The 12,707-nt window shown below is 56.1% G+C and carries 12 protein-coding genes; 10 read left to right on the top strand and 2 right to left on the bottom strand.

Annotated elements, in window-relative coordinates; all coding sequences use genetic code 11:
- Nucleotides 1-161 precede the first annotated feature (161 nt).
- The 4 genes from L1065_RS11640 to L1065_RS11625 all read left to right on the top strand — a co-directional run bounded on the left by L1065_RS11640 (nucleotide 162) and on the right by L1065_RS11625 (nucleotide 4,787).
- Complete coding sequence (locus L1065_RS11640) at nucleotides 162-1,265, top strand: ABC transporter ATP-binding protein (RefSeq protein ID WP_237095644.1); 1,104 nt, start codon at nucleotides 162-164, stop codon at nucleotides 1,263-1,265.
- A gap of 122 nt (nucleotides 1,266-1,387) precedes the next feature.
- Entirely contained in the window at nucleotides 1,388-2,461 is a 1,074-nt protein-coding gene (locus L1065_RS11635; RefSeq protein ID WP_237095643.1) for an ABC transporter substrate-binding protein, read from the top strand.
- A 102-nt stretch (nucleotides 2,462-2,563) separates the two neighbouring features.
- On the top strand, nucleotides 2,564-3,871 hold the full coding sequence (locus L1065_RS11630; RefSeq protein ID WP_237095709.1) for an ABC transporter permease: 1,308 nt from the start codon (nucleotides 2,564-2,566) through the stop codon (nucleotides 3,869-3,871).
- A 4-nt stretch (nucleotides 3,872-3,875) separates the two neighbouring features.
- Nucleotides 3,876-4,787 (top strand): ABC transporter permease, encoded by a 912-nt coding sequence (locus tag L1065_RS11625; protein WP_237095642.1) that lies wholly within the window; start codon nucleotides 3,876-3,878, stop codon nucleotides 4,785-4,787.
- Between the two features lie 89 nt (nucleotides 4,788-4,876).
- On the opposite strand, the gene L1065_RS11620 is transcribed toward L1065_RS11625, so the two are convergent.
- Together L1065_RS11620 and L1065_RS11615 are read right to left on the bottom strand one after the other, a co-directional pair.
- On the bottom strand, nucleotides 4,877-5,965 hold the full coding sequence (locus L1065_RS11620; protein WP_237095641.1) for a Gfo/Idh/MocA family protein: 1,089 nt from the start codon (nucleotides 5,963-5,965) through the stop codon (nucleotides 4,877-4,879).
- Between the two features lie 4 nt (nucleotides 5,966-5,969).
- Nucleotides 5,970-6,665 carry a GntR family transcriptional regulator gene (locus L1065_RS11615; protein ID WP_237095640.1) on the bottom strand — a complete coding sequence of 232 codons (696 nt, stop codon included), beginning with the start codon at nucleotides 6,663-6,665 and terminating at the stop codon, nucleotides 5,970-5,972.
- Nucleotides 6,666-6,778: 113 nt separating this feature from the next.
- Here L1065_RS11615 and L1065_RS11610 point away from each other — a divergent pair, with 113 nt between their 5' ends.
- The 6 genes from L1065_RS11610 to dctP all read left to right on the top strand — a co-directional run bounded on the left by L1065_RS11610 (nucleotide 6,779) and on the right by dctP (nucleotide 12,652).
- Nucleotides 6,779-7,936 carry an LLM class flavin-dependent oxidoreductase gene (locus L1065_RS11610; RefSeq protein WP_237095639.1) on the top strand — a complete coding sequence of 386 codons (1,158 nt, stop codon included), beginning with the start codon at nucleotides 6,779-6,781 and terminating at the stop codon, nucleotides 7,934-7,936.
- The gene (locus tag L1065_RS11605; protein WP_237095638.1) at nucleotides 7,936-8,823 is read left to right on the top strand and encodes an aldo/keto reductase family oxidoreductase; all 888 of its coding nucleotides are present in this window, start codon (nucleotides 7,936-7,938) and stop codon (nucleotides 8,821-8,823) included. Before L1065_RS11610 ends, L1065_RS11605 begins: the two co-directional genes overlap by 1 nt.
- A gap of 2 nt (nucleotides 8,824-8,825) precedes the next feature.
- Nucleotides 8,826-9,326, top strand: a complete 501-nt coding sequence (locus tag L1065_RS11600; protein WP_237095637.1) for a flavin reductase — start codon at nucleotides 8,826-8,828, stop codon at nucleotides 9,324-9,326.
- Nucleotides 9,327-9,390: 64 nt separating this feature from the next.
- Nucleotides 9,391-9,975, top strand: coding sequence for a TRAP transporter small permease (locus L1065_RS11595; protein ID WP_237095636.1), 585 nt, complete (start codon nucleotides 9,391-9,393; stop codon nucleotides 9,973-9,975).
- A 103-nt stretch (nucleotides 9,976-10,078) separates the two neighbouring features.
- Nucleotides 10,079-11,551, top strand: a complete 1,473-nt coding sequence (locus tag L1065_RS11590; protein ID WP_237095635.1) for a TRAP transporter large permease — start codon at nucleotides 10,079-10,081, stop codon at nucleotides 11,549-11,551.
- Nucleotides 11,552-11,584: 33 nt separating this feature from the next.
- Nucleotides 11,585-12,652 (top strand): TRAP transporter substrate-binding protein DctP, encoded by a 1,068-nt coding sequence (gene dctP, locus L1065_RS11585; protein ID WP_237095634.1) that lies wholly within the window; start codon nucleotides 11,585-11,587, stop codon nucleotides 12,650-12,652.
- The last annotated feature ends 55 nt before the right edge of the window (nucleotides 12,653-12,707 follow it).

Below are 12,707 nucleotides of genomic sequence, written 5' to 3'. Positions count from 1 at the left end.
GGCACAATGGACTGCCTGGCGATCAGAAAACGGGCAAATTCACTGAAGCGGGGAAAAACGCCTGTCAATCTGGAAAGTCGCTTGCAATCAGGCTTTGAGTTTTGTTTCCTCTGCTCAATAGGTCTGCATAAGACGGGCCGCTGCCAAACGGGGAGCCATTCTTGGCCGATACATTGCGACAAGACACGTTCGTCGAATTTGACCACGTGCAAAAGAGTTATGACGGGGAAACCTTGGTCGTCAAAGACCTGAACCTGTCGATGCCCAAGGGCGAGTTTTTGACAATGTTGGGACCATCGGGGTCAGGCAAAACCACCTGCCTGATGATGCTGGCGGGGTTTGAAACCGCAACCCACGGGGAAATCCGCCTTGATGGGCGCGAGATCAACAATATCCCGCCCCACAAGCGCGGTATTGGCATGGTCTTCCAATCCTACGCTCTTTTCCCGCATATGACCGTCGCCGAAAATCTGGCCTTCCCCTTGGAAGTGCGCGGCATCGGCAAATCGGAGCGTGAGAAACAAGTCAAAGATGCGTTGGACATGGTTCAAATGGGCAGCTTCGGAAGCAGACGCCCCGCGCAGCTTTCAGGTGGCCAGCAACAGCGTATCGCATTGGCCCGTGCCTTGGTGTTTCGTCCCGAACTGGTGCTGATGGACGAACCGCTTGGGGCGTTGGACAAGCAATTGCGCGAACACATGCAATTCGAGATCACACGTCTGGCCCATGAACTGGGGATCACCACTGTCTACGTGACCCATGACCAGACAGAGGCCTTGACCATGTCGGACCGCGTTGCCGTTTTTGATGACGGGCGCATCCAACAACTTGCCCCACCTGATGAGCTTTATGAAGCCCCGCAAAACAGCTTCGTTGCCCAATTCATAGGTGAAAACAATACGTTAGACGGCGTAATTAAAGAAGTGAACGGTGGCCGCGCTTTGGTGCAGCTGGATGACGGCAGCCTTGTGGATGCCAAGCCAGTCAACGTCAGCAAAGTTGGCGAGCGCACCCGCGTATCAATCCGTCCCGAACGGGTCGAATTTGACATGTCGCGCCTCGAAGATGGGGCCCACACGCTCAAGGCCGACGTGTTGGAGTTCATCTACATGGGCGACATATTCCGCACGCGCCTGCGCGTTGCCGGCAATGATGACTTTGTGGTCAAGACCCGCAACGCCCCGGATCAGGTGCGCCTGACACCCGGCACGCAGATCGAGATCGGCTGGAATGCCGATGACTGCCGTGCGTTGGACGCGACCTGACATTTGATATTCCCGCCCCCGCCCACACAGGCGGGATCGCGGGGGAATACCGATACAGCGCGAACCCGTCGCATCTGCATCGGAATAAACTTAAAAACGGGAAACTAGGGAGACGAAAGTCTATGAAAACCAAAACCATTCTTCTGGCAACTGCCCTGACGAGTGCTGCCTTTGCAGCCCAAGCAGCTGAAGTGACTGTTATGTCGTGGGGCGGCGCTTACACGAAAAGCCAAGTCGAAGCCTATCACAAGCCGTTCCAGGAACAGATGGGCATCACTGTCAATTCGGTTGACAGCGACAACCCCGCGACGCCGATCAAAGCGCAAGTTGAAGCCGGCAACGTGACTGTTGATGTCGCTGACGTCGAATTCTCGGATGCTGTGCGTCTGTGCGATGAAGGCCTGCTGATGGAAATCGATCACTCGATGCTGCCTGCGGCCCCCGATGGCACATCAGCGGCTGACGACTTCATCGAAGGCGCGCTGCAAGACTGCGCTGTGGCCAACATCGTATGGTCGACCGTTTTCGCCTACAACACTGAAAACAACCCAACGGCCCCGGACAGCATCGACGATTTCTTCAACACTGCTGACTTCCCGGGCAAACGCGGTTTGCGCAAATCAGCCAAAGCAACGCTTGAAATGGCATTGATGGCCGACGGTGTCCCTGCCGCCGACGTCTATTCAATTCTGGAAACAGAAGAAGGCGTTGATCGCGCATTCGCCAAACTGGACACCATCAAAGACGACATCGTCTGGTGGGAAGCCGGTGCGCAGCCACCCCAACTTTTGGCAGACGGCGAAGTCGCCATGTCGACAGCTTACAACGGCCGTATCTTCAACGCAGCGGTCGCTGAAAACCAACCGCTTGAAGTGGTGTGGGACGGTCAAATCCTTGATTTCGATCTGTTCGTCGTTCCAAAAGGTGCGCCCAACGTGGAAGAAGCAATGAAGTTCATTGCCTTCTCGACAGACACACAGCGTCTGGCCGATCAGGCATCGTGGATTTCCTATGGCCCTGCACGTAAATCATCGGGCGCTTTGGTGGGCAAATTCATGGACGGCGAGACCGACATGGCCCCCCATATGCCAACAGCCGAAGCCAACCTTGGTAACGCTCTGGTCAACAACTTCGAGTTCTGGGTCGACAATGACGCAGAGCTGAACGAGCGTTTCAACGCTTGGTTGGCCCAATAATCGCGACACTGGCAAAACCTTCCCAGAAGGTTTTGCCGCCCCGCGGGCAAGATATTTCCCGAAATATCTTGCCTGCACCTCTCTTTGACTGGACGTCTTGATATGGCCGATGCAACCGCAGACATAATCCAATCTCAGCCGCAAAAGCTGACCACCAAAGACGGCAAACCGTTGAAAGCTGCCCTGGCCGCCTCGCAATCGCGGGCCAAACGCAAGGCGTTTTTCCTCGTTCTGCCCCTTTTGGCTTTCATGGTTCTGACCTTTGTGATGCCGATTGTTCAGATGTTGCACCAATCCGTCTACAATCCGGGCTTCACCATTCATGAGGACGTCATCTCCAAAGAGCAGACCCCGATCATGGTCAACCTGCGCGACTGGTTTGATGAAAACCCGCGCGGCACCGAACCGGATGAAACGGCCTATGCCGCTATCGTTCAAGACCTGATCGTCTTGCGCGAATTGCGTGCCCAAGGTCAGGCTGGCACCCGTATTAACTACGAGCGCTCGGGCTCCCGCTCGCTTTTTACCAAATCTGCTCGCCGCGCGCCGCGGATGGAGGCCCCGTTCAAACAAGCCCTTCTTGAGATAGACGAGGAATGGGGCGACCCCGAACTTTGGGCCGCAATGCGCGATGCATCCAGCGCATATACCCCCAACTTCTATCTCGCCGCTATTGACCTGACACGCACCGACGATGGATCGGTTGAGCGCGTGAATGAAAACCGCGCGCTCTACGTTAACCTATTTCAGCGCACGCTGTTCCTTTCGGTGCTGATCACATTTCTGACCTTTGTGCTGGCCTACCCGATCGCGCATCTGCTGGCGACCCTGCCGCTGCGCTACTCAAATCTACTGATGATTTTCGTTCTTTTGCCCTTCTGGACGTCCCTATTGGTGCGCACGACATCTTGGATGGTCCTGTTGCAATCCCAAGGGGTACTCAACGATGCGATGGTCGGCACAGGCATCCTAGCCGATGAAAACCGCATTCAGATGATGTACAATCAAACAGGCACCATCGTGGCGATGACCCACATCCTGCTGCCATTCATGGTGCTTCCGCTCTATTCAGTTATGCGCCCGATCAACCCGTCTTATGTGCGCGCAGCACGCAGCCTTGGCGCGACCTCCTGGACAGCATTCCGTCGGATCTATTTCCCGCAAACTGTGCCTGGTATTGGCGCGGGCGCCCTGCTCGTGTTCATCCTTGCCGTGGGCTACTACATCACCCCCGCCCTTGTGGGCGGTGCCGATGGGCAGCTTATCTCCAATCTCATTGCCTTTCACATGCAAAAATCGCTGAACTGGTCATTGGCTGCGGCCTTGGCCTCAATCCTGCTGGCAGGCATCCTGATCCTTTACTGGCTCTATGACCGCTTGATCGGCATCGACAATCTGAAACTGGGATAAATCCATGGCGCTTCCAAAACACGCATCTCTGCTGGAACGCATCTGGCACAAAACCTACCTTGTGATCTGCGGGCTGATCTTTCTGTTTCTGATCTCGCCGATCCTGATTGTGATCCCGCTGTCATTCAACGCAGAGCCTTATTTTACCTTCACCGAAAAAATGCTGTCTTTCGATCCAACGGGATTTTCAACCCGCTGGTATGACCTGCTTTTAACGTTCGGGATGACAGAACCCGATGCCCCCCGTGACGGATCGTGGTGGGCCGATGCGTGGGCCAATTCAAACTGGATCGGTGCGGCAAAAAATTCGGTCATCATCGGGTTTTTCTCGACCCTTTTGGCCACGGTGCTTGGCACCCTTGCCGCTCTTGGCCTCTCGCGCCCCGAAATGCCGTTTCGCCGCGCGATCATGGCCATCTTGATCTCTCCAATGATTGTGCCGATCATCATTACCGCGACTGGCCTGTTCTTTTTCTACTCCAAAACAGGTCTGGCAAATTCCTACCTCGGGATCATCATGGCGCACGCCACGTTAGGCATCCCTTTCGTCATCATCACAGTGACGGCAACGCTTGTTGGGTTTGATCATTCGCTCACGCGGGCGGCGGCCAATCTGGGTGCAACGCCAACCAAAACCTTCTTCACCATTATCATGCCGCTGATCCTTCCTGGCGTTATCTCTGGCGCGCTCTTTGCGTTTGTTACCAGCTTTGATGAGGTCGTCGTGGTGCTCTTCGTGGCAGCACATGATCAACAAACCATCCCACGCCAGATGTGGAACGGTATTCGCGAACAAATCAGCCCGGCAATCCTCTCGGTCGCGACAATTCTCGTGATCATCTCCATCGCGCTGCTTACGACCGTGGAAGTGCTTCGCCGCCGCGGTGAACGCTTGCGCGGTATCAGCCCGCAATAGGCTTCATTGTTGTGCAAATACCTCGGGGTGTTTGAGGGGCAGCGCCCCTCATCCAAACTATAAAGTGCGGCGTCAGCCGCTCCGTTTGGTCACAGCACGACAACACGGCCTTCACGGGCGGATTGCTGTGCCGCAAGCCCCATTGCCACGGCTTTCGCCCCATCTTGCAATGTCACCTCGATCTGACCGCGCCCGCAGCAGACGTCAAAAAACTTACGGTGCTGATAAAAGGTCGATCCGTTGTGATCGCCCGCCTGAAGCAACGTGGGATCCACCTCTATCTCAACCACGTGTTCGCCCGCAGGGTCACGCGGGCTGACCACCAGCTGACTGATCGGCGCAGGACCCAAATGATCAGGCCAAAACCGACGTGGTCCTGGGACAAGGCATTCGATTTTGCCATCAGGCCCCACGGCGCTGATCGCTTCTTGAAATTTCGAGCCTTCGGCAAACATACACAGCTCCAGCATCGCGCGGGCACCGCCTGCGAAGTCCACGATGACATAGCCGTTGTCCCAGATGTCAGGCGTCTTGCCATCATAGGTTTCATCAAGGTGGTTCACCGATTGGCCCGCACTGGCCATCACGCGCACAGGCTCGTCGCGCAGGATAAGCCGCATCAGATCAAAGAAGTGACAGCATTTTTCAACCAATGTTCCGCCCGAGTTGGCGTTAAACCGGTTCCAATCCCCGATCTTGGGCAAAAACGGAAACCGATGTTCGCGAATGGTCAGCATTTTGATCCCGCCTGTCACGGCATTAACTTCTTGCAACAACGCAGCCACGGGCGGCATGTAACGGTATTCCATCGCCACCCAGACAGGCGCGGTATAGCTGTCCGCGAACGCTGCCACTCGTGCTGCCTGCGAGGGATCGGTATACAGCGGCTTTTCACACAAGATGGGGCGATGCGGATAGGTCGCGATATGCTCAAGCTGGTCAAGATGCAGATGGTTCGGGCTGACGATGACCAACGCCTCGACATCACTGCGTGCCAGCAAACTATCCAGATCATGCATCACTGTTGCACCACCTGCCAGATCAGCAGCCGCTTGCGCCAGTTCGGTCACAGGGTCAAAGACCGCCACAATCCGCGCGCCTTCAATAAGCGCGATATTGCGGATATGTTCCTGCCCCATCATGCCGCAGCCAATGAGCCCGTAGTTCACTGTTTTCATCATTTCATATCCTGTTGATATAGGCGGCTTTTGTATCGTCAAACCACGTGCGCGAATACTCGACAGGCCGCCCGTCCGCCAGCTTTCCCACGCGTTCGATATATCCCACGCGATGTCCAATCGCAGGCGAAAACGCGTCCACCCGCCAATCAGGCACCTGAGCAACACCAACACGGTCTTCTGCCCGTGCGATGACAATGCCCAAAGCGTCTTTGTAAAAAAGATAAAGCGCATCTTTCAGATCGGCGGCCGCAAAAGGCAAAGCCGCATCGCCATCCAGCCAGATTTCTTCCAGGGCGACAGGATCATCATCCAGCCGCCGCAAGCGGCGGATACGGTGGCCCTGCGCACTTGGCCCGAAAGCAGGCGCGCGGGCGGGCTTTGGCAGGACATCAACGGATAGCACATCCGCTGTCGGCAAACCGCCCCCGCCCCGTTTTTCCAGACGAAGCATTCCATAGACCGAGCGATTTGCACCACTGGCCCGCACATAATTTCCTGACCCTTGGACACGGTCTAAGGCGCCTTGGGTCTCTAACGTATCCAAGGCTTTGCGCAATGTGCCCACGCTGACACCAAGGTTTGCGGCCATTTCGCGCTCTGGCGGTAACGGCAACCCATCGGGCAAATGTCCTGCTGCAATTTCGCGGGTCAGCATTTCAGCCAAGGCAAGGTATTTGGGCAGTCGTGCGCTTTGCATGATGACCTGCCCCTCCCAAAGCAAACCTGATGCACTTAATTGATACAGGATTGATACATATCATGGACAGTGTTACGCAAGGATCAATTCGCATCTTGGGAGGGATTCGAAACATGTCCCATATCGTGCCTGTCACATCAGCCGATCTGAACGGCGCCGAGGTGTCCTGGTTTTCGGCACTATGTTCGGATGACTATCAGTTTCTAGGCGTGCCTGATGGCGATTTGCGATCGTCCTGGGCGCATTGTCGTGACATCGCGCTTGAGGCTGAAAAGCAGGGCTTTCGCAATATTCTGGCCCCCTCGTCCTACCAAGTTGGCCAAGATACCCTGTCCTTTGTCGCGGGCATGGCCCCTTTGACGGGTCGCATGAATTTTCTGGCCGCAATCCGCTGTGGCGAGATGCAACCGATCATGCTGGCGCGCACTGTGGCGACGCTCGATCACATGCTTAAAGGGCGTTTGACGTTGAACGTGATTTCATCGGATTTTCCCGGAGAGGTGGCAGACAGCACCTACCGTTATCGCCGCTCGCGCGAGGTGGTCGAGATTTTGCAGCAGGCGTGGACGCGTGAGGAGATCAATTACGAAGGTGAGATTTACACCTTTCAAAACGTGCCGACCGACCCCGCAAAACCCTATCAGACAGGCGGACCGCTTTTATATTTCGGCGGCTACTCCCCTGCCGCTTTGGACCTGTGCGGGCGGTTTTGTGATGTCTATCTGATGTGGCCAGAGCCAAAAGAGCAACTGGCGCAGCGCATGAAAGATGTGCATGCCGTGGCCTCTGATCATAACCGCACGCTGGATTACGGATTGCGCGTGCATATGATCGTGCGCGACACCGAAGCCGAGGCCCGCGAATACGCCGACTATATCGTGAGCAAGTTGGATGACGACTATGGCAAGCTGATCCGCGACCGCGCCCATGACAGCATCAGCCTTGGGGTGGCACATCAAGCCAAAGCCCGCGAACTGGCCGACAAATTCGGATATGTTGAGCCGAATTTATGGACGGGTGTGGGCCGCGCGCGTTCAGGCTGCGGCGCGGCATTGGTGGGCAGCACCGATCAGGTCATGTCCAAGATCGAGGAATACCAGAAGATGGGCATCCGCGCCTTTATCTTTTCGGGCTATCCACACATTGACGAATGTCGGTCCTTCGGCCAACGTGTGCTTCCGAACCTGAATACCGTTTCGCTGCCAGAGGTTTATGGCCGCGTCCCATCCACCACACCAGCCACGCCTTTGGGCGTAGGAGAGCGCCGCTAATGAACCGTATTGCCCTGTCGGAAACCGTAGACTTCAGCCAGATCGTATATGGGATGTGGCGGCTTGGAGATGACGAAGACACGTCGCAAAGTCATGTCCAAGCCAAGGTCGAGGCCTGCATCGCGCAAGGCATCACCACGATGGATCAGGCTGATATTTATGGCGGCTATGAGGCCGAGGCGCTGTTCGGCGAAACGCTCAAAGCGGCGCCTGCCCTGCGTGACCAGATCGAGATCGTCACAAAATGCGATATCGTGGCGCCGATGGGAAAATACGCCGACGCACGGGTGAAATACTACGACACCTCGGCCGCGCATATCACGGCATCGGTTGAGGCATCGCTGCGCCTGATGAACATCGAGCAGATTGATTGCCTGCTGATCCACCGTCCTGATCCGTTTATGGACCACTATGAGACGGGCGCTGTGCTGGATAAGCTGATCGAGAGTGGAAAGATCAAATTGGCAGGCGTGTCAAACTTCCGCCCGTGGGATTTTTCACTGCTCCAGTCCGCCATGCAAAATGATCTGGTCACCAACCAGATCGAACTGAGCGTTCTGCACCATGACCCTCTGGTCAACGGCGATCTGGCGTTTTTGCAGGAAAACGAGATCCCCGCTATGGCATGGTCGCCGCTTGGCGGGGGCAGCCTGTTTTCCAACAAGTCGGTGATGGACGTTCTGACCCGCATCGCGGGCGAATATACGGTCGATGCAAGTGCGGTTGCGGTGGCGTTTTTGCTGGCCCATCCCGCGGCAATCCTGCCTGTTATGGGAACAAATAATATCAATCGCATCAATGATCTGTCAGACGCTCTTAAAGTGGATATGGACCGTCAAACCTGGTATGAGATTTACACAGCTGCCTTGGGCAGAGAGGTCGCTTGAGCGTGACAGGGTTTACCAGCATATCGCCCCAAGACGACGCCCGTGGCTTTCGCGACGCGCTTGGCCAATATGGCACGGGCGTGTGTGTGATCACCACGCGCACAAGCGAAAACCAGATTGTCGGGATGACCGCCAACAGCTTCGCGAGCGTTTCGCTTGATCCCCCATTGGTGCTTTGGTCGCCTGCAAAGTCATCGCGCCGGTTTGAGGCATTCAGCGAAGCGCCCCACTACGCCATCCACGTGCTTGGCACGGCGCATACCCATGTGGCCGCGGATTTCGTGCGCGAGGCAAATGCCTTCAGCGGGCTGTCGTTTGGCGTAAATGCGCATGGTGTGCCGCTGCTTGAAGACTGCATTGCACGTTTTGAATGCGACACAGATGTCATCCATGATGCAGGCGATCATGCAATCATCGTGGGGCGCGTGACAAATGTTGCCATGGGCGCAGGTGCGCCTTTGATGTTCCAAGGGGGCCGCTACGGAGATTTTGCCGCGCACTAGATGCGCAACAGCCTGACACGCGCACCAAAAGCGCGGCAGGCACCACAGGGAGGAGACCCGCAAGATGGGTGTATTGCTTGGTCTGTTATGGCCAATCGAAAGGTTCAATGATGCCGCCTTGGCGCTTGGCCGTCTTCTGGCGATTGCGGCCTTGGCCCTGATGGTCGTCTTTATCCTGGCTCAGGTCTTTTTTCGATACGTGCTTGGCGACGCGCTGAACTGGTCGGAAGAAGCCGCACGCTTTTTGATGCTTTGGATGACCGGGCTGATTGCACCACTGGCGTATCGCCAAGGCGGATTTGTGGCCATCGATATGCTGGAACGCGCCCTCCCCCGTGTGATGTCGGCGCTGCTGCTTTTGGGCATGCTGATCATGGCGATGATCGTCATTGTGACCTGCGTGCAGCTCGGGTGGGCCAATGTGGACAGCCTGTCGGGGCGCGGGCGCTCGGCCACGCTAAGGATCCCGATGGACTGGCTTGATATGCGCGACATCCGGTTTCGCAATCAATGGGCTTACGCCTCGCTTTTTGTCGGGTTTGTCGGTTTGGCGATTGTGAACATCGAGTTGATCTTGCGCCAGATCATAACCCTTTTGGGCGGTGGTGATCGGATCAAACCGCTTCAAGACGCGGGGCCGATAGATTGATGCAGCATTGTTTCTCGATCATCGCGGGTGGATTGAAATCCACCTTACATGCCGCCCGCGTAAGGTGGGCTTCAGCCCACGCCCCTTGCTGGAGGGCGCTTCAATGCTGATCTGGTTTCTGCCTGTATTCCTTGTGCTGCTGATGATCGGCTTTCCTGTTGTCTTTGGTCTGTTGCTGGCCCCTGGCGCATTGGTGGTTCTGGACGGTCAGGAAAACCAGCTAGGCGTGCTTTATCGCAACCTCTACAATGGGATTGATAGCTTTCCACTGATGGCTCTGCCCTTCTTTATGCTGGCCGGAGAGGTCATGAACCGCGGCGGCATCACCACCCGTCTGGTTGAATTTTCGCAAGCCTTTATGGGGCATCTGCGGGGCGGCTTGGCGCATGTGAATATCTTGTCATCCATCCTGTTTGCGGGCCTGTCCGGATCGGCTGTGGCGGACACCTCTGCGCTTGGGTCGACGCTGATCCCTGCGATGGAAAAGAACGGATATAGCCGCAAATTTGCAGCCGCCATCACCGCTGCATCCTCTGTGATTGGACCGATCATTCCGCCGTCGGGCATTATGATCATTTATGCCTATGTCATGGGCGAAAGCGTTGCGGCGTTGTTTCTGGCAGGCATTGTCCCGGGTATCTTGGTTGGCGTGGGGTTGATGGTGATGGTGCGTCTGATGGCCGATCGCTATGACCTGCCCAAGGCCGAACGTATCGTGCATGTGAACCAGACAATCAGCACCCGTGAATACTGGGTCAGCTTTGCCCTGCTACGCTTGAATTTTGCGGGTCTGATGTATGCGCTGGCGGCATGGATCGCGCCTGATACCGTTCCGGGGTGGGCTATGTTCCTTGTGCTTCTGGTCGCCGCGCATGTCATGTTGATGGGCTACCGCAAGCGGGTCGATCATGACTTTCGCATGGTATGCAAAAAAGCCGTCGCCCCGCTGCAAACGCCGATCATTATCTTGGGCGGTATTCTTGCAGGCGTCATGACGCCAACCGAGGCCTCGGCCATTGCGGTGGCCTATGCGTTGATCGTCAGCTTTTTCGTGCTCAAGGCGATGACCCTTAAGGATCTGTGGCCCGTCATCGCGCGCTCTGCGCTGGCCTCGTCTGCGGTGTTGCTTTTGGTCGGTGCAGCGGTTGCGTTCAAAACGGTTGTGGCGCTGTCTTTTGCCCCCCAAATCCTGACCGAGTTTATCTTGGGGTTGTCCGAGAACCCCTTGGTCTTGCTGTTCTTGATCAACATCCTGCTGTTCATCGTGGGCATGTTTTTGGATGCAGGGCCTGCGATCATCATCCTTGGTCCAATCCTCGGTCCGATCTTTACAGAGCTTGGCGTGCATCCTGTGCATTTCGCGATCATCATGAGCGTGAACCTGACTGTCGGTCTGGCCACCCCGCCGATGGGCCTGGTGCTTTTTGTGGCCTCAACCGTCAGTCGTGAAAAGGTTGAAACCATCTCCAAGGCCATTCTACCGTTTTTGGCAGTCGAAGTTTTTGTGATCTTCCTGATCACCTTTGTGCCTGCCATTTCCATGACGATCCCCCGCTTGACGGGCTTCGTTCAATAACACAGCATCCAATAATCCTAGGGAGGAACCACTATGCTGAAACACCTGACAACCGCCGCCATTGGCGCGGCCATGCTGGCAGGCTCAACGCTTGCCAGCTTTGCCGCGGGCCATGCCGAATACACCATTCGCGCCACAGCGAACTCGAACGAGAACGACGAGGACTATGACGGTCTGGTCGTGTTCAAAAACTATGTCGAAGCGGCCTCCAACGGCAAAATTGCTGTTGAGCTGTTCATCGGCACGCAGCTGTGCAGCAAGGGTGCAGAATGCTTGCAGGGCGTGGCTGATGGCTCAATCGACGTCTATATCTCGACCTCGGGTGGTGCAGCTGGCATCTTCCCGTATGTGCAAGTCCTCGACCTGCCCTATCTAATGGCCGACGACCGCGTGGCAGAGCATGTTTTATCGGGTGATTTCGTGCGCACCATGCGCGAGATGGCTTTGGAAGACAGCGATAACAAAATCCGCCTGATGACCATCGGTAACACTGGCGGCTGGCGCAACTTTGCCAACACCAAACGCCGCCTGGCCGCCCCTGCAGATTTTGACGGTCTGAAAATTCGCACCGTTGTGGCCGATCTGCCCCAAGAGCTGGTCCGTGCCTTGGGCGCATCGCCCACGCCGATCCCGTGGCCAGAGCTGTTCACATCCTTCCAAACAGGTGTTGTGGACGGATCCAAGAACGGCATCACCGACATCATGGGCATGAAGTTCCCCGATGCCGGCCTGCAATACGTCACGCTGGACGGCCACGCTTACATGGGTGCGCTGTGGTGGATGAGCAACGACAAGTTCATGGCGATGCCAGAAGACATGCGCCGTGTTGTGGTCGATGGCTTTTATGCCCTGCAACAAGCGACATTCGCCTCGCCAAAGCGGAAATCAATCGAAGCCTATGCCGCATTTGTCGAAGGTGGCGGTGATCTTTATGTGCTGACACCTGAGGAAAAAGCAACATTTGCAGCAGCAGCCGAGCCTGTTCAGGGTTGGTTCGTTGAAAATGTAGACGGCGGCGAGCGCATCCTTGAGGCGCTCAAAGCCGCTGTTGCGGACGCAGAAGCACAGATCGGCGCCGCCCGCGCAGCGGATCTTCAGTAGACCAGAATTTTCTGATAAAATTCTAAAGAAGGCGGGCAAAAGCCCGCCTTCTTTT

Origin of the sequence: Nereida sp. MMG025 (assembly GCF_021654165.1) — a bacterium.
Classification (GTDB): domain Bacteria; phylum Pseudomonadota; class Alphaproteobacteria; order Rhodobacterales; family Rhodobacteraceae; genus Nereida.
This window is presented reverse-complemented; position numbering and strand designations above follow the sequence as displayed.